The following is a 20054-nucleotide window of genomic DNA, read 5'->3' as shown; positions in this document are numbered from 1 at the left end:
CCCAGCTTTGTGACTGCTATCTTTTCAGGTTCCCTAACCCAAATAGACAGCATAAAGGCAATTAACAGATAATGGAGCTTGCACATGACGATCTCCTCCAAGGGACATAATCTGTATGAAGGAATGAATGATTCGCGTTGACGGGTTACTTACAGGAGGCTGAGCAGCAATAATATCCTCAGTATGTTAATAGACCACTATTTCTAAAAGGATAACTCTAGCGATCTCCTAAAACCTTAGAGCAGTACACATAGGGCATGGTTTTAGTCGAAATATAATAACTTCCGTTACGATTTTTAGTGAAGAAAGCAGCCATCGGATGATCATCAACTAAATAAAACTTCGATAGCATCAGCTCTGAAAATAAAGATTCATTCACATTATTAGTTTCTGTCACCCAATTTCTTTTCGATATTAGTAACAAATCATCATTAATTGCTGTTACATCAAAAAAGGTTCTACGACTTATCGTGCCTATCTTCTCATTATTTTTATAAACAACGCCATCAATATAGACAATTCCATTATTATTATTCATAGAAAATTCGACCATAAGTTTTGTCATTAGACCCAGTTCTTTTCTATGAATGGTCAGATTCGCATTACAATTAATTACATCACTTTTACAATATCTAACCTTTAGCAGTAAAAATGAAACAAAATAGACAAACACGATAGACATAATTATTTTAAATATGAAATAAGTTTTATTCACAAGAGCAATGTCGTTCATCAAAAAAACCTTATCATTTTAATTTATTTGTTTTTATGGACACTTAAAAATAGTTATTCTTATTTTTTTCAATCCAAAGATATAGCCCTTGATTATTAATAACATTTATCTTTTTCATAACATTTCGCTTATGAGTGCTAATGGTTTTCTCACTTAGATTCAGTAAAATAGAAGCAGTCTTAGTGGTAATACCATTATAAAAAAATTCGCAAATTTTTATTTGAGTTGACGTTAATTTAATAACTCCACGATTATTACAGATAACATCATGCCCGTGGCCATGCTTTAGCATATTAGCGATTGTAGATTCAACTTTATGGCTTAATTGATTAACACTGTCATCTCTAAAAATAACCACTTCCGAAGTAAGTTCTCTTGCCATATGTTTTTTATCTCTAATTTCAAGAGTAACGCTGACATTCTCACAAAAGGATATAGCGATAAAGCTATCATCAGTTTCATTGCCAAGACTCGTAGTCTTAACCAATAAACAATTTTTAAGATGGCTCTTAAATAAATGATACAGCCCATACGAGAAAAAATTATTGTGATCAGATATAGTTATTATGCAGCGCATAAAAATGTACTCTTTATTTGAATTAAAAAATCAGAGCAGCAATTAAAACATAAGCTATAAAATAATATAAATCATAAGGTCTTAATTAAAATTTATTAATGAAATCATGCAGAGAACCCCATACCAAAGCGTCACAGACTAAAAATAACACATTGAAATATATGAAAATTATTTGATTTTATTACATGGAAGTTTCACTACAACTGTAGGTGAAAGGTGGGCTTTAGTTGAGCAGAATCTAGCCCAGTTAAGACTTAATTAAGACTTGGTTAATATTCAGAATAATGAATATCACCTTTAAAATAAGCAATAACGATATAGGGTATAATAAAAATGCTTAAACATCTCTAATTAAAATAGTCAAGAACATGCTGACATTTAAGCAATACACCCAATAAATTAATCCTTATTACATAGAAAACTCGCCACATTATTAGACTCAATAATATAATTATTATTGTTAATCCTATAAATAGAAATCAAGAGATTACTCCCTACTTGGGACATAAAACTAGGTAGCATCTGCTCAAGGTCAGTTCGGCTCACTTCGTCTGAAAGACTGATCTCAATGCCAGTAAAAGTCAGAACCGTTTTATTATCAATATCAGAGATATTAAATAGTGTCTTCCTAGTTAATTGATAGGGTATATTATTATTAGTAACAACTCCATTTATTATCATATAGCCATTTTTGCTATATAGATTTATTTCAACATTAGACTTGATGTTAAAATTTTTACTATACGTATAATGTACACCATGGCAATTTAGTTTTTTATTGTTATTGTCCACTAAAAAATAAGCATAGGCAATAGCGGAAACAATCATGATGACTGATATAAAAATCAGTAATATGTATTTAGTATTTAATTTCATTAAAACCACCATGATTGACGAATATTTCAGTTCTACAATTATTCTTCTTACTATAATTAACTTCAAACTGACAAGAAATGACTGATATTGTAGGATGTCTTATTGTATAGTTTAAGTAAATATAAGGGTAAGTATTACACTCTAATGATTGACCACTTAGGAACGTGTTAATTTTCTCCTGACTTTCCAAGTTATGCAAATCAGTGCTGGTGAATATACTGCACCCATCAATTTTTGATAAAAATGTGAAGTTTTTAGGGTAGTCGATTATACGCTTAGGAATACTTTTATGGATAAAATAAAGTACAGCACTAAATAAAATCAAAACAGATGCGGATAGCAATACTATATTATATCTGTTTTTGGTTACTATTTTCTTATCTTGTTGCTGAGGGGCAATATTCTCGACAATAATTTCATCATCTTCAGGGGTTGGGTCAATCTCAACTTCGCATTCTGCAACTTTAGTGACTGTAAAGATAAACCCTTTTCCTCTTACAGTCGTGATAGTTTCACCAGACAACCCGATATCCTGCAATGCTTTACGTAATAATGAAATGTTTTGATACAGAGTATTCGGTGTGACATTCACACCATTATCACCCCAAGCAATTAAATACAAATCACTTTGCGATATTATCACACCAACTCTATTAACAAACGCCTCTAGTAATTGTGCTGTTGGCACGTTGAGTTTAATGCGAGCACCACCCAAAGAGGATAAGAGGGTACCACTTTCTGGGTAAAATGAAATATTATCATTTATAGTATAACATTTACTCATGCCAATTATTTCCAATGATACGTATCAAAAATTTATTATAGATAGCCAGCAATAATAATCAATAAAAGAGAACATTGCGACGGCAAATCTACCAAGGGTTAATTTTGTAGATATTCCATAATAGCCTTCCTCTTTTTTCGAGAACGTAATTTGCTTTTTCCGGCCGTGAAGATCAATGATGCATTCATACAACCGCAAAGCAGGACCGCTAACAGGCTGTGTCTTAGAGGTATAATCGAACCATGAGCATTAAGATTCGTCAGTATCAGGAAAGTGACCGCCCTTTTCTGCGTACCTTATATCTGGCATCGCGGCAAGAAGCTTTTAGTTGGCTGGATGGTGAGCAGTTTCGTTTGGAAGATTTTGACCGTTCTACGCTAGGTGAAACAATTTTGGTCGCCATTGACGGTGATCGGCACGTGGGTTTCGCTTCAATTTTTATGCAGGAGAGTTTTCTGCATAACCTCTTTGTGGATCCGCAAACTCAGCATCTCGGGGCAGGCAAAGCCCTATTACAAGCAGCACAAGCGTTATTTACCAGCCACGGTTCACTCAAATGTCTGGCAAAAAACCAGCGAGCGTTGGCGTTTTATCAAAAACAGGGGTGGGTGGCAATTGCTACTGGCAGGAGCAACGACGGCGACTACGTTTTAATGCATTGGCATAATGAAAAGCTCTAATAAGCTCAAGGGGGCTCCTCTAACAAATTTCCTGCGGATACCAATTATTTGGCTAAGAAACAAAAAAGCCCGCAGTTACGCGGGCTTAGCGATATTTAGTACTTTTACGTGCAGGCTGTTGCCAGACGCGAAATCATTCCCACTCGATAGTCGCAGGGGGTTTTCCACTGATATCGTAAACGACACGTGAAATGCCATTCACTTCATTGATGATACGATTTGAAACACGCCCTAAGAAGTCATAAGGCAGGTGCGCCCAATGAGCTGTCATAAAATCAATGGTTTCAACCGCACGCAGCGAAACAACCCAATCATATTTACGGCCATCACCCATCACGCCGACAGAACGAACAGGCAGGAACACGGTAAAGGCTTGGCTGACCTTATTGTAGAGGTCCGCTTTGTGCAGCTCTTCGATAAAGATAGCATCGGCGCGGCGCAGTAAATCGCAATACTCTTTTTTCACTTCGCCAAGGACGCGGACACCTAAGCCAGGACCTGGGAATGGATGACGGTACAGCATGTCATACGGCAAGCCCAATTCCAGACCGATTTTACGCACTTCATCTTTAAATAATTCTTTCAGTGGCTCTACCAGCCCAAGTTTCATTTCTTTCGGCAAGCCGCCCACATTGTGGTGCGACTTAATCACATGCGCCTTACCGGTAGCAGATGCAGCTGATTCAATCACGTCTGGATAAATCGTACCCTGTGCCAACCACTTAACTTGCTCTTGCTTGCAAGCTTCTTCGTCGAAAAGCTCAACAAACACGCGACCAATGATTTTGCGTTTTGCTTCAGGCTCGTCCACGCCCGCCAGTGCGGCAAGGAAACGATCTTCTGCTGCAACATGAACAATATTCAGGCCAAATTTATCGCCGAACATTTCCAGCACTTGATCCGCTTCGTTTAAGCGCAGCAGGCCGTTATCGACAAACACACAAGTCAGGCGCTTACCGATCGCACGGTGCAGCAGCATTGCGGTCACAGATGAATCAACACCGCCGGACAAGCCGAGGATCACATGGTCTTCACCGATTTGTTCACGCAAGCGGACAATCGCATCTTCGATAATCGTTGCCGGCGTCCACAGTGCTTCGCAGGCACAGATATCGAGAACAAAGCGCTCAAGCAGACGTTGGCCTTGCTTGGTATGCGTGACTTCTGGGTGGAACTGCACGCCATAAAAATGCTTTTCTTCGTTGGCCATAATGGCAAACGGGCAAGTATCGGTACTGGCAACCGTCACGAAATCGGATGGAATAGCAGTGACTTTATCACCATGGCTCATCCACACATCGAGAACAGCTTCACCAGCCGGATTGATGGCATCTTTAATATCACGGATAAGTGCACTATCCGTTTTAATTTCAACCTGCGCATAACCAAATTCACGCTGATTTGACCCTTCAACTTTGCCGCCCAACTGCATGGCCATGGTTTGCATGCCGTAACACACACCCAATACTGGCACACCCGCAGTGAACACATAATCAGGCGCTCGTGGGCTGTCGTGTTCTGTGGTGCTTTCAGGGCCGCCGGAGAGGATAATACCGCTTGGATTAAAGTCACGGATTTGGGCTTCGGTTACGTCCCACGCCCATAATTCACAATAGACACCAATTTCACGAACGCGGCGTGCCACCAGTTGGGTGTATTGCGAGCCGAAATCAAGAATAAGAATGCGATGTTTATGGATATTTTTTGTCATGTGCGGCGTATTCCAAGGGTTTTTAATAAAAATAAATAACTGATAGCATTCCAGTCGGCGGGACCAAGAATTGAATTAACGCCCGCTGTATAGCATGCACAGCGGACGAAAATCAAACTCACCGGTTCAACCTTAGGCATTAGCCCATACGGTAGTTCGGTGACTCTTTAGTAATGGTCACATCATGCACATGGCTTTCTTGAATACCTGCGCCACTGATACGAACAAACTCAGCTTTGGTACGCAATTCATTGATAGTGCCACAGCCAGTCAGCCCCATACATGAACGCAGGCCACCCATTTGTTGATGCACAATCTCTTTAAGCAGACCTTTGTAAGCCACACGCCCTTCAATGCCTTCCGGCACTAATTTATCGGCAGCATTATCGGTCTGGAAGTAACGGTCTGAAGAGCCTTTGGACATCGCGCCCAGTGACCCCATACCACGGTAAGATTTAAACGAACGGCCTTGATACAGTTCGATTTCGCCTGGAGACTCTTCGGTTCCGGCCAACATAGATCCGACCATGACACATGCCGCGCCAGCCGCGATGGCTTTCGCGATATCACCAGAGAAACGAATACCGCCATCAGCAATCACCGGAATACCGGTGCCTTCCAAGGCTTCGACTGCATCGGCAATCGCCGTGATCTGTGGCACACCAACACCGGTCACAATACGGGTAGTACAGATAGAACCAGGGCCGATACCCACTTTAACCGCGCTCACGCCAGCATCAGCCAGCGCCTTCGCACCAGCACCTGTCGCAACGTTACCGCCGACGATTTGTAGGTTTGGATATTTAGCTCGCGTTTCACGTATACGCTGTAACACGCCTTCGGAGTGACCATGAGATGAGTCAATCAGCAAGACATCAACACCCGCAGCCACTAAAGCATCTACACGCTCTTCGTTACCTGCACCGGCCCCGACTGCAGCGCCAACACGTAAGCGACCATGTTCGTCTTTACAGGCGTTTGGCTTGCGTTCTGCTTTTTGGAAGTCTTTCACGGTGATCATGCCGCGTAAGTGGAAGCTATCATCAACCACCAATGCTTTTTCTACGCGTTTTTCATGCATTTTTTGCAGCACAACTTCGCGCGCTTCGCCTTCCCTGACAGTAACCAACCGCTCTTTTGGTGTCATCACCGCCGTCACGGGTTGATCCAAATCGGTGACGAAACGAACGTCACGGCCAGTGATGATCCCAACCAACTCATAATCTTCGGTCACGACCGGATAACCGGCGAAACCATTACGGGCGGTCAGTTCCTTAACTTGGCGTAGCGTCGTCGTTGGTGTCACCGTTTGTGGTTCGGTCACAACACCACTTTCGTGCTTTTTGACCCGGCTAACTTCTTCAGCCTGGCGCTCAATGGACATATTTTTGTGGATGAAACCTAAACCGCCTTCTTGTGCCAATGCAATGGCCAAGCGAGCTTCGGTAACGGTATCCATGGCTGCAGAGAGCATAGGAATATTTAGGCGGATAGTTGCAGTCAGTTGAGTGCCAAGTTCCGCCGTATTAGGCAGTACTGTGGAGTGGGCTGGAACCAAGAGGACGTCGTCAAACGTTAGAGCTTCTTTCGCGATACGTAGCATGGGCAATATCTCACCAAGGTGAATGTGAAAAGATAAAATATTGCCGTGGCATTCTACAGAGCGTAACCGTTTGCCTCCAGTACTTTTTCAGAATATTTCTTGCCAACCGGTTTCAGGTAGGTAATATCGATCAATTAAGTGCTTGTTTTAAAATTTGATCTAGGTCACATGTCACAATCCTCTGCCTCAACAATTTTTACCGTCAGCCGCCTAAATCAGACGGTGCGACAGCTGCTGGAAATGGAAATGGGCCAGATTTGGCTCACTGCTGAGATTTCTAATTTCTCTCAGCCCTCTTCCGGCCACTGGTATTTCACCCTGAAAGATGATCGGGCACAGGTGCGTTGTGCGATGTTTCGCAATACCAACCGCCGTACCACTTTTCACCCACAAAATGGCCAACAAGTTTTGGTCAGGGCATCGATTACGCTTTATGAGCCCCGTGGTGACTATCAGTTAATTGCCGAAAGTATGCAGCCTGCCGGTGACGGATTGTTGCAACAGCAATTTGAGCAGTTGAAGCAAAAACTGGCCGCAGAAGGGCTATTTGACCCTAGCATTAAGCACCCCCTCCCCAGCCCTGCCAAACAAGTCGGGGTCATTACCTCATCCAGTGGCGCGGCGTTACACGACGTGTTACAGGTGTTGCAACGCCGTGACCCTTCACTGCCGGTGATTATTTACCCAACAGCGGTACAAGGTGCTGATGCGCCAATGCAGATAGTCCGCGCCATTCAACTCGCTAACCTGCGGGGCGAATGCGATGTCTTGATTGTCGGGCGTGGTGGTGGCTCTCTGGAGGATTTGTGGAGTTTTAACGATGAGCGAGTTGCTCGCGCCATCTTTAGCAGTCGCATTCCTATTGTCAGCGCAGTCGGCCATGAAACCGATGTCACTATCGCTGATTTTGTTGCCGACTTACGCGCCCCAACCCCTTCTGCCGCTGCTGAGTTAGTCAGCCGTAACCAGCTTGAACTGGTCAGGCAAATACAAGGGCAGCAACAAAGAATGGAAATGGCGATGGATTACTATCTGGCACAACGTAGCCAGCAATTCACTCGCCTCGAACATCGTTTGCAGCAACAACATCCCCATTTGCGTTTAGCACGTCAGCAAACGCTGCTGCTGAAGCTGCAACGTCGCCTAGCAGAGAGTGCGCAGACACAAATTCGTTTATTGGGCAAACGTACCGAACGGCTCCAACAGCGTTTGGTTCAAGCTCAACCGCAAGGACAAATTCACCGTTATAGTCAGCGGGTACAACAACAGGAATACCGTTTGCGTCAAGCATTGGAGCGCCAACTCAATGACTATCGTCAGCGCTTTGGTATCGCCTGTTCGCAACTGGAGACAGTTAGCCCATTAGCGACTTTGGCTCGCGGCTACAGCGTGACACAAACCCCTGCAGGTGCACTGCTCAAGACCACCAAGCAAGTTCATACCGGTGACAAGCTGACTACTCGGCTACAGGATGGTTGGGTGGAAAGTGAAATCACCCAAATCAATGTGGCGAAAAAGCCCCGTCAGCGTAAGACAACAGAAAATTAGTGCTGAATCATTAACCTATCGCCATGCCATTAGGGTATTGGCAGATAACTAAAACGAACACGGCTTTTCGAAATCAGCCCGTGGCCCTGCTGGCAAAAATAATCTACCGCACCGCAGGCTTTCAGCACTTGCAGAGGCTTGCCGCATTCAGGGCACTCTGCCTGCTGCTGATAGTTGCCCTGGCAGTGACTGCAATGAAAGTGACCACTGACTTCACCCATCACTTTTTGGCAAACCGGACATAACGCTTCCATCATTTCACTCCTGCACTTGCATTAAAAAATCACATCACACCCATCGACCGTAAGAAATAAATCCCCAGTGCCGTGGTGAAGAAAGATCCGACAGTCGTCAGCGCAATGATATTCGCGGCTAAGGTGGCATTGCCTCCCATTGCACGGGTCATAACATAACTACCCGCGGCGGTTGGCGTGGCAGAAAAGAGGAAAATAATCCCAAGCGTCGCCCCGCGAAAGCCCATCAGTATCCCGCCAAACGTCATCAAAAAAGGGACCACGAATAATTTGGCTACCGATGATAATGCCGCCACGTTAGACGAACGGAACATTGCCTGCCAATCGAGGCTCGCCCCTGTACATAGCAGAGCCAATGGGAGGGCTAATGCGGAAATATAGCCGCCAGTCTGCACAATCACTGTCGGGATCGGTAATCGAGTCTGGGCATAGGCCAAACCGCATAATAGCCCAATGATCAAAGGATTAGTGACGATGCTACGCAGCAACGATAATTTGCTAATTTTACCACCCTGCCCAGACTGTAGGCTGCGGGTGAGCGTTATCACCGATAACATATTAAACAATATCACCGTGACCGTTAGGTACATTGAACCCAGAGCAACACCTTCGGCGCCATAGGCTGTCATCGCGAAAGCTAAGCCGACAATGGCAGTATTCGCCCGAAAACCACCCTGCACGAAAACCCCGCGCTCTTTTGGGTCTTTGACTAACCATTTGGCTGAGAATTCAAGCAGTAGGAAGGTCGCTAGCGTTCCAATTGCACCATAGATAACCAATGGCAAGTTATCCATCAGACTGACATTGTTGGTGGCAATACTGAAAAACAGCAGACAAGGGAGAGCGAGATTGAAAACCAGGCGAGTTGCGCCATCACAAAAACGGTCATCCAACAGACTACCGCGCCGTAACAGCACACCGAGTAACATCATTAGTAGGTTCGGTACCGTGACACCAAATGCGAAGCTCCAAGTTTCCCAAGACATAGCTGGCTCTCAACTCCTTTTGTTTACCGTGACACAATCTAATTTTGGGGCTCGCCCATGCGGGTGATTAAAGACACAACGCTAAATAGACAAAAAGCGCGGAATATCCGCGCTTTGCTGTCGTTACTTACCTTTTTTCAGGTGCGACATTAAGCGTTTACGCTTACGCATCTGATTCGGCGTTAAGGTATTGCGCTTACCTGCAAACGGGTTCTCACCCTCTTTAAACTGAATGCGAATTGGCGTACCCATCACTTTCAGTGAACGACGGAAGTAATTCATCAGGTAGCGTTTGTAAGAATCAGCTAGATCCGTAACCTGATTGCCGTGGATAACCACAATCGGTGGGTTATAACCACCCGCATGAGCATACTTCAGCTTAACGCGGCGACCACGAACTAAAGGTGGCTGATGGTCTTCTTCCGCCATTTGCATAATACGGGTCAGTAATGAAGTCCCGACTCGCTTAGTCGAACAATCATAAGCTTCTTGGATGGATTCAAACAGGTTGCCAACGCCACTGCCGTGTAATGCAGAAATAAAGTGAATACGGGCAAAGTCAACAAAGCCAAGACGCAGGTCCAGCATATCTTTCACTTGCGTACGTGCTTCTTCTGTCATGCCATCCCATTTATTGACCGCAATAACAAGTGAGCGCCCACTATTGAGAATGAAGCCTAGCAACGACAGATCCTGATCTGATATGCCATCACGGGCATCAATAACCAGCAGCACTACGTTGGAGTCCTCGATGGCCTGCAAGGTTTTGATAACCGAGAATTTCTCAACAGTTTCAGTGACTTTACCGCGTTTACGCACGCCAGCCGTGTCGATCAAGACATATTCACGCTCATCACGTGTCATCGGGATGTAAATACTGTCACGGGTGGTGCCCGGTAAGTCATACACCACCACACGGTCTTCACCGAGGATACGGTTAGTTAGTGTGGACTTACCTACATTAGGACGCCCAACAATAGCCAGTTTGATTGGCAGACTGCGCGGATCAAAATCATCCTCTTCGTCGTCTTCAGGAATTTCGTCTTCATCCGCTTCCTGCGCAGCCCAATAGGCAGCGTTTGCCTCTTCATCGGTCAACTCAACTTCAGGCTCTTCGGCATCCATATAAGGTGCCATGACATCTTCAATCAGTTGAGTCACACCACGGCCATGGGAAGCTGCGATCGCATGAACTTCACCCAAGCCTAATGAATAGAAATCAGCGGTAGCGGTATCTGGGTCAATACCATCAGTTTTGTTAGCAACCAGAAAAGTGGCTTTCTCACGGCTACGTAAATGCTGGGCGATGCCCTGATCCGCAGGCATCAGGCCTGCACGCGCATCAACCATAAACAGCACAATATCAGCCTCTTCAATCGCCAATAACGATTGACCGGCCATTTTGGTTTCTACACCGTCTTCTGTGCCATCAATACCACCGGTATCGATAACAATAAATTCATGCCCTTCGACTTCGGCACGACCATATTTGCGGTCACGCGTAAGTCCGGGAAAGTCCGCAACTAACGCATCACGGGTGTGCGTTAAGCGGTTAAATAAAGTGGATTTACCCACATTCGGGCGCCCGACCAGCGCGATGATAGGTATCATTGTTGAAGCCTCATTACTTAATTTTCAAAGCGTTACCGCGCTGAACAAAACCTTCAACAGCACAGTTTATAGAATACAAACGGCCCCTGATCATCAGGAGCCGCTTTGAATCCTTCGTCCTCGACGTTACAACGATTTAGCGGCATTCATTCATTTGCTGCTTTGCTGTAACGCCAATGAATTCGGGTATTGGCCTGTTAAACAGGCTCTGAATCATAATTAACGGGTAAACGCGTAAACCGTGCCGCCTCTAGCCTGAACCAACAGCTTATCGCTGGCAACCACTGGCGCACTTAAGAAACCAGAGCTGTCCACACTTTGCTGAGCGACGAAACGACCATCATCCGTATTCACCCAGTGCAGATAACCTTCAGCATCACCGACCACCAGATAGCCATTATACATCACTGGAGCAGTCAAGTTACGATGTAATAAATCGCTTTGGCTCCAAAGGGTTATGCCACCATCAGTCTTCAGTGCAACAATTCGGTCATTCTGATCGACCAGATAAATACGGCCGCCATCAACAATAATGTCGTTGACTGACCCCATTTCACGTTTCCATATAATCTGGCCAGAACGCAGATCCAGTGCGGTCAAGTTGCCGTTGTAGGCTAGTGCATAGACCACACCATCAACCACAACCGGTGTCGTATCGACATCATTTAGACGGTCAATTTCAGTGGTGCCTGTCACTTGAGAAATACGCTGCTGCCAGATCAATTGGCCTTGTTCCATCATCACTGCACTGACGCGGCCATTATCACCACCAACAATCGCTGCACCAAATGCCACAGCCGGTGCAGATTCGCCCCGCAGAGACAATGCCGGCGTATCAAGATTGAGTGTCCACTTAATCGCACCGTCAGACTCATTTAGCGCTTGCAGCATACCATTTGAAGTGTGAATCAGTACCACACCATCGCTGACAACTGGACGGGATAAAGCTTCACCCGCCACCACGGTTTGCCAAGCAACCTGACCATCGTCAGAATTAAGGGCATAAACCACCGCTTTCTCGCTACCGACATACACATGTGCGCCAGAGGCTGTTACGCCACCCGAGAGCATTGCTGATCGATTACTGGTGAGGAAGTTGGTTTTCTCCGACAGATCGGTTTGCCAGATTTGCTTACCGGTGTCTGCATCCATGGCTTTCACCAAGCCTTTACGGTCAGCGGCGAAGACGGTTGTCCCCTGCCAAGCTGGGCGCAAATGAGAGTAATAATCACCAACACCACCACCAACTGACGTACTCCATACTTTAGTTGGCGTGAATTGGTTCTCAACTTTTGGCAATGGCGACATGGTCACCACATCTTCTTCACTGTTAAACAGCGAACAACCGCTCAATAGGGCAACAGAGACAAGTCCTACTAAGAGTGTTTTACGCAATTGCATGGGAATACCCCTTAGCTGGACAAATTATTCAATTTCATGCGCAGCAAAGCTTGCAGCGCCTGAGAAGCATTGGATTCGATGCCTTTAGTGTAAGCAGCCCGAGCACCAGGGATGTCACCTTTACTTAATAACGCATCGCCACGAACATCTTGAGCCATTGCAGACCAGCCATCACCTTGGACTGCATCCAAAGTTTTCAGCGCTTCGTCTGGTTTTTTCAATTGCAGTTGCAAACGAGCAAGACGCAAATTAATCAGTGACAGCAGGTTTTCATCTTTGGTCTGACCCAGTGCCTGAGTCAGTTGCTGTGCTGCCTTATCAAATTGATTTTGCTCAACGAAATGATGCGCCAGTTCGAGTCCGGCAAGTACGCCATAGTTATTGGTATTGCTCTGTACAAACTTTTCAGCAAGTGCAACACCATCAGCGCTATTGGCTGACAACGCATCACTGGCTTGCTGATAAGCAGAGGCAGCGTCAGCCATCGCAGTGGTCTCATGACCCTGCCAGTAACGCCAACCTACTAATGCACCAATCCCGAGCACTACACCCACAGCCAGCGCTTTACCGTTCTCAATAAAGAAACGGCGCACTGCATCAACCTGCTCATTTTCAGTGGTATAGACTTCCACGGTGTCTCTCTCCTTAACCCAGCATCAAAGCCAGACGCGCAGCTACATCTGCTTGCGCCAGCGTTTCTTGTTCACCATTCCGCAAATCTTTTACCACTACTTTCTGTGCGGCTACTTCGCTTTCGCCAAGCATTAATGCAACACGGGCTCCCCACTTATCAGCACGGGTAAATTGCTTTTTGACATTACCACCGCCGTAATTGGTCATTAACTTCAGCGCTGGCATAGCATCACGCAAATCTTCAGCAAGCAGCATCGCGGCACTTTGCGTATTTTGCCCTGACGAGATGACATACACATCAACCGTTGCAGGTACTTGGAAATCAGCGTTGACTGCCTGTACCAGTAGGACTAAACGCTCTAGCCCCATAGCAAACCCTACAGCAGGCGTAGCACGACCACCTAATTGTTCAACCAAACCATCGTAACGCCCACCGGCACAGACGGTGCCTTGTGCGCCTAAGCTGCTCGTCACCCACTCAAATACTGTGCGGTTGTAATAATCCAAGCCACGCACTAAACGTTCATTAACGGTATATGGGATGCTGGCCTTGTCTAAAAGTTCACACAAACCGGCAAAATGTTGTTTTGACTCTTCATCTAAATAGTCAGATAGCTTAGGCGCGTCATTGAGCAGTTGTTGCACGTCAGGATTTTTGGAGTCCAATACGCGCAATGGGTTGCTGTACATACGGCGCTTACAATCCTCGTCCAACACCTCAATGTGTTGCTCCAAAAACGTCACTAATGCTTCGCGGTAATCTGCCCGAGCATCTAAGGATCCAATGGAGTTGAGTTCAAGCTGTACATGTTCTGATATACCCAACGCACGCCACCAACGGGCTGTCAGCAAAATCAATTCTGCATCAATATCTGGCCCTTGCAGACCAAAAACTTCAGCGCCTAATTGATGGAACTGGCGATAGCGTCCTTTTTGCGGGCGCTCGTAGCGGAACATGGGGCCGATGTACCACAAACGTTGTTCCTGATTGTACAGCAGACCATGTTCAATCCCAGCACGCACACACCCTGCGGTGCCTTCCGGACGCAGAGTCAGACTTTCGCCATTGCGATCGTCAAAGGTATACATCTCTTTTTCAACCACGTCGGTGACTTCACCAATAGCGCGTTTGAATAACGGGGTCTGCTCTACAATCGGCATGCGAATTTCGCTGTAACCGTAGCCTGCAAGCACTTGTTTCAAGATGCTTTCAATGCGCTGCCATATCGCCGTATCGGCTGGCAGGTAGTCGTTCATACCACGAATGGCTTGAATGTTCTTTGCCACGTCTGTTCTCTGTAGTTTTGTCCCTATCTAACATGAAGTGGCTGCATCATCAGCAGCAACCCCAGTAAGACTGGGCATAGTGCAAAAAATAAAGTCGATTATAGAGGCTTGCCACCTATTTATTCAATGGCGACAATTTGTTGCCTCTACCGGCGCAATAATAAAGTGAGGCTAGCCCACTTTTACTGACTGGCTAATATTGCATAGCTTATAACGCTTATTTATCATCCAGTTGATTGATAGCAATACGATTATTAGCATCAAGTATTGAAGCTTTGGCGCGAATCTTTGCTTCCAACTGGTCAATCATCTCTTTGTTATCAAAGCGTTCTCTTTGCCGAACACCGTCTTCGTAGAAACCACTTTGATTACGAGCACCGGTCACACCAATAGTCGATACTAATGCCTCACCCGGCCCGTTGACGACACAGCCAATGATAGAAACGTCCATAGGGGTAATTAGATCTTCCAGCCGTTGTTCCAGCGCATTCACCGTGCCGATAACATCGAACTCCTGACGAGAGCAGGTTGGACAAGCAATAAAATTAATCCCGCGGGCACGAATGCGCAGTGATTTCAGAATATCGAAACCAACTTTGACTTCCTCGACAGGGTCCGCCGCCAATGAGATACGCAATGTATCTCCAATCCCTTCTGACAACAGTAAACCTAACCCAATCGCCGATTTCACAGAACCACTACGCGCACCACCGGCTTCAGTGATCCCTAAATGCAGCGGGTTGTTAATTTGCTTCGCTAACAGGCGATAAGAGTTTACGGCCAAGAAAACATCGGAGGCTTTCACACTGACCTTAAACTGATCAAAATTAAGGCGGTCGAGAATATCGACATGGCGCATCGCGGATTCAAGCAGTGCTTCCGCTGTAGGCTCTCCGTATTTCTCCTGAATATCTTTCTCCAGCGAGCCACCGTTGATACCAATACGAATAGGGATATTGTGATCACGAGCGCTGGCAACCACCTCCCGAATACGGGATTCGTTACCAATATTACCGGGGTTAATTCGCAAGCAATCAACACCGTATTCAGCGACTTTAAGGGCAATACGGTAGTCAAAATGAATATCAGCAACCAGCGGCACATTAGACTGCTGTTTGATCAACTTAAATGCTTCAGCCGCATCCATTGTCGGGACTGAGACACGTACGATATCCACACCAACACGTTCCAAGGCTCTGATTTGGGCAACGGTTGCATCAACATCTGTGGTTTTAGTATTGGTCATCGATTGCACAGCAATCGGCGCACCATCACCAATCGGCACTTTACCGACGTAAATCCGAGTCGATTTACGTCGAATAATTGGGGATTCGTTATGCATTACACACTCTCCTTTACAGTCGTGTAGTTTATACAACAGAGCAGTCTTGCAAAACTACAGGGGTTGTCTGTTTGAACCACCCTGTAGCTTGTCAAGACCACAATATTACTCTACACCGACAGTCAGGCGGGCTACGCGATTAGCCTTAATAAATTTACTTAAATCTACTGGATTCCCCTGATAAGTAATCGTCAGCGCACTTGGTGCACCAATGGTCAGCTTATAAGGCGATTTACCCGATAGATTGAGGGTAGCCCCTCCTTTCTGGATACCGCTAAACAGCGTTTTTCCACTGGCATCAACAACCTGTAACCAGCAGTCAGCGGTAAAGTTCATGACTAATGAACCCGCCGACAATGCGGCACCATTTACGCCAGCATCTGCTGTCGGTAATGGTGATTGCGCAGTAGAAACATCAGGCAGCGGAGCCTGACTTGGGGAAACAACAACGGAATCTGCTGGTGCGGTTCCCTGAGGAGGAGTCTCGACACTGTTATTAGCCATATCGGTTGGTGCTGTACTGTTTACCGTAGGCGCAGAATTCGTTGCTGTAGAAGTTGGCTCGCTGCTAATAGGTGCCTGAGCATCCGAGGACGCTGTAGGATCACTATTCTCATCAGCCAACGGCACACTTTGCCCACCATTTTGCGACAGTTGGGCAGACGACTGATCTGCCATAGTCGCAATTTCAGCTTGTTGTGCTTGATGATTTTGCCACCACCATGCACCAGTCAGCCCTAACACAACCAACACAATTAGCCAGGTGAACGTCATCAACCAGCCATCACGTTTTTTATGCTTTTTACCCAATGAAAAACTCTGCATTGGGGCGACTTTCGTCGCTCGGACAGGCGCTTGTTTTTCTAGCATTGGCAACAGCTCATCTTCAGGAAGATGAACCAGTTTGGCGTAAGAACGAATGTAACCACGGTGGAATGTCGAGGCGAGATTAGCTTGTGCTTTATCCTCCTCAATATCACGGATTGTGGATACTTTCAGACACAGACGTTCTGCAACTGTCTGCTGAGTGAACCCGAGTGCTTCACGGGCTTGACGCAGGCGCACACCTGTCGTCTCTGGAACAGTTTGATCTTGGGAGGCTTCAGTATTCATTAGCTAGAAAATGCTGGTACTGTTTGGATTGTGGAAAACTTCGCGCAAGCTGCTTGCCATAGCGTTGAACACTATCTTGACGGCCTGCTAGCGCGGCGAAACGAATTTGTAACCATAAACTTTCAGCACTGGCTGGTAGCGTATGTTGGTAAACATCCAGTAATAGTTGCGCCTGAGCGCGATTCCCTTCTCCAAAATGCCTTTCAGCTTCTGCAAGCAGCGACTCACCTTTATCTGGGTCATACTTCAATGCTCGGCTCAACAATACTTTTGCCTGATCATTTTGGTTGGCCCGTAAAAAGCAATATCCGGCGTTTTCCAGACTATCGGCAACCTGCCCGTAATCTGGTAACAGCGCTGCTGCGCTAAACTGTTGTTGGGCCGGTACATACTGCCCTAAACTACACAGAAACGCACCGTAATTATTCAGTACAGTGCCATTTCCAGGTGCCAGTTTCATCGCCTGCTGATAACGCTGCTCTGCCGCATTATTTTCGCCGATACGCTGCTCATAAAATGCCATGCCCAATTGAGCGCGATAATCCTGCGGATCCGCCTCTACAGCCTTCTCAAGATTCAGCCGCGCAGCATTAAGATCACCTTGCGCCAAATACTCTAAACCCAGTTGTAAACGCGTCTGCCCTGCCGCTGGCTGGCTGATTTTTTCCGGCGATGAACCGGAACACCCAGCCAATACCATCGCTAGCAGGCAAACTCTCCACAGTCTTATCAGCTTCATGCTTTCTCAATTGTCCTTATTTGTGAAGATGAGTGCTAAATTCAGACACTCATTTTAGTCCCATTACTGGCATTTGAATAACTTTTTCATTGTCGAGGAACTTACAAATTATAAGTTAAATAACAATCAGTTATCCTAGCCAATCCAAACTTATGAATCAGACTGTCTTAATGGCAATAGGTTCACCTGCCATTTTCTTTTTCAACGTGCGCTTAGTGCGGTCAATCACTTCACCAGCCAACTGACCACATGCGGCATCGATATCATCACCACGAGTCTTACGAACAATGGTGGTAAAACCATAATCCATCAGTACCTTAGAAAAACGATCTACGCGGCTGTTAGAGCTACGACCATATGGTGCACCAGGGAACGGGTTCCATGGAATCAAGTTAATCTTGCATGGCGTATCTTTTAAGCACTCAGCTAATTGATGCGCTTGATCGGTACTGTCATTGATGTGATCCAGCATAACGTATTCAACCGTAACCCGCCCACCATTAGCGTTGGATTTTGCCAAATAGCGACGAACCGCAGCGAGGAAGGTTTCAATATTGTATTTACGATTAATAGGGACGATTTCATCGCGAATATCGTCAGTCGGTGCATGCAAGGAAATGGCCAGTGCCACATCAATCATATCGCCCAACTTATCCAGCGCCGGAACAACACCAGAAGTGGACAGCGTCACTCGGCGCTTGGACAGACCAAAACCAAAGTCATCCATCATGATATCCATGGCGGGTACGACGTTATTCAGGTTCAGTAAGGGTTCACCCATGCCCATCATCACCACGTTTGTGATAGGACGAGTCCCCGTTGATTTCAGTGAGCCGATAACCTGCGCCGCGCGCCATACTTGACCAATGATTTCAGATACGCGTAAGTTGCGGTTAAAGCCTTGCTGCGCTGTTGAGCAGAACTTGCACTCTAACGCACAGCCTACCTGCGATGAAACACACAAAGTGGCGCGGTCGCCTTCCGGGATATACACGGTTTCGACTTGCTGATCACCCACTTTGATGGCCCATTTAATGGTGCCATCTGTAGAACGTTGCTCTTCCGCCACTTCAGGTGCGCGGATTTCTGCCACACGTTGTAACTTCGCGCGTAGCACTTTATTGATGTCGGTCATTTGCTCGAAATCGTCGTAGCAATAGTGATACATCCACTTCATGACCTGATCTGCTCGGAAAGGTTTTTCACCCATATTGGCGAAAAACTCACGCATCTGTTGGCGATTTAAATCGAGTAGATTGATTTTGCCAGTGACAGGGGTTGAAGTTTCAACCGCATTGTCAGGCTGAAGGGCAGCATCAATTGACGCTGATGCAGTTAATAATTGTTCGGACATGAGTTGTCGTGGCCTCGTTGTTACACTTTACGGCGCTGCGCTATAAACCAGGTATGGCTTCAGAAACGGCGATATATGAATAAATATAAATAATAAAACGCCCCAGAAGAGATAGCTCTACCGAGGCGCGGCATTGTACGAATTTTAAGGCATGGATTCCATGATTGGAAAGGTGCCGGACCAACTTTATTGTTTCTGTTGGTTAAATACCGGCTATTTCCAAACTGAATCAATTAATTAGCTGCGAGGAAAAATCTCATCCGCGGCGAAAAAATAAGCGATTTCACGCTGAGCAGATTCAACAGCATCCGAACCGTGTACCGCGTTAGCAGTGAAGCTATCAGCAAAATCAGCACGCAAAGTCCCAGCCAAAGCGTTATCTGGGTTAGTTGCGCCCATGATATCACGGTGACGCTGAACGGCATTTTCACCTTCCAACACTTGAACCATGATTGGGCCTGATGTCATAAATTCGACCAAACCATCAAAGAATGGACGGCCTTTATGTTCAGCGTAAAAACCTTCGGCTTGTTCTTTAGACAGGTGCAGCATTTTTGCCGCAATAATTTTGAAGCCAGCACTTTCAAAACGTGCATAGATGGCACCAATATCGTTATTAGCAACAGCATTGGGTTTGATGATGGAGAAAGTACGTTCTAAAGCCATGATAACCTCTATTGGATTTTTAATATCAGTCAGACTCAGAACCGCCATCCACTTAATCAGCCGATAAACACGGTGGGGACGGTTCCTTTAACGACAAAATGATGCCGACCTGTACAGTGGTCGCAGATTATAGGGGTGTGATAAGCGCTTGCATAT

Annotated in this window: 19 protein-coding genes; 2 read left to right on the top strand and 17 right to left on the bottom strand. The window is 45.9% G+C overall.

The genetic code is table 11. From position 1 onward, the window contains the following. Nucleotides 1–217: 217 nt before the first annotated feature. From DA391_RS05835 to DA391_RS05820, 4 genes are all read right to left on the bottom strand, one after another. Nucleotides 218–733: a hypothetical protein gene (locus tag DA391_RS05835; protein ID WP_050286256.1), complete on the bottom strand. Its 516-nt coding sequence runs from the start codon at nucleotides 731–733 to the stop codon at nucleotides 218–220. A gap of 43 nt (nucleotides 734–776) precedes the next feature. Continuing rightward, the gene (locus tag DA391_RS05830) at nucleotides 777–1220 is read right to left on the bottom strand and encodes a helix-turn-helix transcriptional regulator (protein ID WP_159074557.1); all 444 of its coding nucleotides are present in this window, start codon (nucleotides 1218–1220) and stop codon (nucleotides 777–779) included. Nucleotides 1221–1709: 489 nt separating this feature from the next. After that, a complete protein-coding gene (locus DA391_RS05825; protein WP_226722787.1) occupies nucleotides 1710–2186 on the bottom strand; it encodes a hypothetical protein in 477 nt (158 codons plus the stop codon). Further along, nucleotides 2170–2970, bottom strand: a complete 801-nt coding sequence (locus DA391_RS05820; RefSeq protein WP_050081944.1) for a winged helix-turn-helix domain-containing protein — start codon at nucleotides 2968–2970, stop codon at nucleotides 2170–2172. Before DA391_RS05820 ends, DA391_RS05825 begins: the two co-directional genes overlap by 17 nt. A 242-nt stretch (nucleotides 2971–3212) precedes the next feature. On the opposite strand from DA391_RS05820, the gene DA391_RS05815 reads away from it, so the two are divergent. Then, nucleotides 3213–3650, top strand: coding sequence for a GNAT family N-acetyltransferase (locus tag DA391_RS05815; protein WP_108087444.1), 438 nt, complete (start codon nucleotides 3213–3215; stop codon nucleotides 3648–3650). A gap of 133 nt (nucleotides 3651–3783) precedes the next feature. On the opposite strand, the gene guaA is transcribed toward DA391_RS05815, so the two are convergent. Both guaA and guaB read right to left on the bottom strand, forming a co-directional pair. Further along, a complete protein-coding gene (gene guaA / locus DA391_RS05810; protein WP_050879079.1) occupies nucleotides 3784–5361 on the bottom strand; it encodes a glutamine-hydrolyzing GMP synthase in 1578 nt (525 codons plus the stop codon). A 139-nt stretch (nucleotides 5362–5500) separates the two neighbouring features. After that, on the bottom strand, nucleotides 5501–6964 hold the full coding sequence (gene guaB / locus DA391_RS05805; protein WP_050081946.1) for an IMP dehydrogenase: 1464 nt from the start codon (nucleotides 6962–6964) through the stop codon (nucleotides 5501–5503). A 168-nt stretch (nucleotides 6965–7132) separates the two neighbouring features. On the opposite strand from guaB, the gene xseA reads away from it, so the two are divergent. After that, nucleotides 7133–8512 carry an exodeoxyribonuclease VII large subunit gene (gene xseA, locus DA391_RS05800; RefSeq protein ID WP_108087443.1) on the top strand — a complete coding sequence of 460 codons (1380 nt, stop codon included), beginning with the start codon at nucleotides 7133–7135 and terminating at the stop codon, nucleotides 8510–8512. 29 nt (nucleotides 8513–8541) lie between these two features. On the opposite strand, the gene DA391_RS05795 is transcribed toward xseA, so the two are convergent. The 11 genes from DA391_RS05795 to ndk form a co-directional block, all read right to left on the bottom strand. After that, on the bottom strand, nucleotides 8542–8766 hold the full coding sequence (locus DA391_RS05795) for a zinc ribbon domain-containing protein (protein ID WP_050081950.1): 225 nt from the start codon (nucleotides 8764–8766) through the stop codon (nucleotides 8542–8544). Nucleotides 8767–8795: 29 nt separating this feature from the next. Beyond that, a complete protein-coding gene (locus DA391_RS05790; protein WP_108087442.1) occupies nucleotides 8796–9752 on the bottom strand; it encodes an AEC family transporter in 957 nt (318 codons plus the stop codon). A gap of 123 nt (nucleotides 9753–9875) precedes the next feature. Continuing rightward, entirely contained in the window at nucleotides 9876–11363 is a 1488-nt protein-coding gene (gene der / locus DA391_RS05785; protein WP_050081953.1) for a ribosome biogenesis GTPase Der, read from the bottom strand. Nucleotides 11364–11582: 219 nt separating this feature from the next. Next, complete coding sequence (bamB, locus tag DA391_RS05780) at nucleotides 11583–12764, bottom strand: outer membrane protein assembly factor BamB (protein ID WP_019212166.1); 1182 nt, start codon at nucleotides 12762–12764, stop codon at nucleotides 11583–11585. A gap of 11 nt (nucleotides 12765–12775) precedes the next feature. Next, entirely contained in the window at nucleotides 12776–13396 is a 621-nt protein-coding gene (locus DA391_RS05775; RefSeq protein ID WP_050081955.1) for a YfgM family protein, read from the bottom strand. Between the two features lie 13 nt (nucleotides 13397–13409). After that, on the bottom strand, nucleotides 13410–14684 hold the full coding sequence (gene hisS / locus DA391_RS05770; protein ID WP_050286252.1) for a histidine--tRNA ligase: 1275 nt from the start codon (nucleotides 14682–14684) through the stop codon (nucleotides 13410–13412). A 217-nt stretch (nucleotides 14685–14901) separates the two neighbouring features. Further along, nucleotides 14902–16026, bottom strand: coding sequence for a flavodoxin-dependent (E)-4-hydroxy-3-methylbut-2-enyl-diphosphate synthase (gene ispG / locus DA391_RS05765; RefSeq protein WP_050081957.1), 1125 nt, complete (start codon nucleotides 16024–16026; stop codon nucleotides 14902–14904). Between the two features lie 105 nt (nucleotides 16027–16131). Beyond that, complete coding sequence (rodZ, locus tag DA391_RS05760) at nucleotides 16132–17139, bottom strand: cytoskeleton protein RodZ (protein WP_050286250.1); 1008 nt, start codon at nucleotides 17137–17139, stop codon at nucleotides 16132–16134. After that, nucleotides 17129–17878 (bottom strand): type IV pilus biogenesis/stability protein PilW, encoded by a 750-nt coding sequence (pilW, locus tag DA391_RS05755; protein WP_050081961.1) that lies wholly within the window; start codon nucleotides 17876–17878, stop codon nucleotides 17129–17131. The genes rodZ and pilW overlap by 11 nt, the downstream gene beginning before the upstream one ends. 157 nt (nucleotides 17879–18035) lie before the next feature. After that, nucleotides 18036–19232, bottom strand: coding sequence for a bifunctional tRNA (adenosine(37)-C2)-methyltransferase TrmG/ribosomal RNA large subunit methyltransferase RlmN (locus DA391_RS05750; protein ID WP_049607616.1), 1197 nt, complete (start codon nucleotides 19230–19232; stop codon nucleotides 18036–18038). Nucleotides 19233–19469: 237 nt separating this feature from the next. After that, nucleotides 19470–19898, bottom strand: coding sequence for a nucleoside-diphosphate kinase (ndk, locus tag DA391_RS05745; RefSeq protein WP_049607618.1), 429 nt, complete (start codon nucleotides 19896–19898; stop codon nucleotides 19470–19472). Nucleotides 19899–20054: the final 156 nt, after the last annotated feature.

This window comes from Yersinia massiliensis (genome assembly GCF_003048255.1).
Taxonomy (GTDB): Bacteria; Pseudomonadota; Gammaproteobacteria; order Enterobacterales; family Enterobacteriaceae; genus Yersinia; species Yersinia massiliensis_A.
The sequence above is the reverse complement of the archived record's forward strand: the minus strand, read 5'-3'. Positions and strand labels throughout refer to the sequence as shown.

Coding starts and splice junctions, on each gene's coding strand:
- DA391_RS05835 (WP_050286256.1), bottom strand. CDS start 733: ATGAACGACATTGCTCTTGTGAATAAAACTTATTTCATATTTAAAATA.
- DA391_RS05825 (WP_226722787.1), bottom strand. CDS start 2,186: ATGAAATTAAATACTAAATACATATTACTGATTTTTATATCAGTCATC.
- DA391_RS05820 (WP_050081944.1), bottom strand. CDS start 2,970: ATGAGTAAATGTTATACTATAAATGATAATATTTCATTTTACCCAGAA.
- DA391_RS05815 (WP_108087444.1), top strand. CDS start 3,213: ATGAGCATTAAGATTCGTCAGTATCAGGAAAGTGACCGCCCTTTTCTG.
- guaA (WP_050879079.1), bottom strand. CDS start 5,361: ATGACAAAAAATATCCATAAACATCGCATTCTTATTCTTGATTTCGGC.
- guaB (WP_050081946.1), bottom strand. CDS start 6,964: ATGCTACGTATCGCGAAAGAAGCTCTAACGTTTGACGACGTCCTCTTG.
- xseA (WP_108087443.1), top strand. CDS start 7,133: ATGTCACAATCCTCTGCCTCAACAATTTTTACCGTCAGCCGCCTAAAT.
- DA391_RS05795 (WP_050081950.1), bottom strand. CDS start 8,766: ATGGAAGCGTTATGTCCGGTTTGCCAAAAAGTGATGGGTGAAGTCAGT.
- DA391_RS05790 (WP_108087442.1), bottom strand. CDS start 9,752: ATGTCTTGGGAAACTTGGAGCTTCGCATTTGGTGTCACGGTACCGAAC.
- der (WP_050081953.1), bottom strand. CDS start 11,363: ATGATACCTATCATCGCGCTGGTCGGGCGCCCGAATGTGGGTAAATCC.
- bamB (WP_019212166.1), bottom strand. CDS start 12,764: ATGCAATTGCGTAAAACACTCTTAGTAGGACTTGTCTCTGTTGCCCTA.
- ispG (WP_050081957.1), bottom strand. CDS start 16,026: ATGCATAACGAATCCCCAATTATTCGACGTAAATCGACTCGGATTTAC.
- rodZ (WP_050286250.1), bottom strand. CDS start 17,139: ATGAATACTGAAGCCTCCCAAGATCAAACTGTTCCAGAGACGACAGGT.
- pilW (WP_050081961.1), bottom strand. CDS start 17,878: ATGAAGCTGATAAGACTGTGGAGAGTTTGCCTGCTAGCGATGGTATTG.
- DA391_RS05750 (WP_049607616.1), bottom strand. CDS start 19,232: ATGTCCGAACAATTATTAACTGCATCAGCGTCAATTGATGCTGCCCTT.
- ndk (WP_049607618.1), bottom strand. CDS start 19,898: ATGGCTTTAGAACGTACTTTCTCCATCATCAAACCCAATGCTGTTGCT.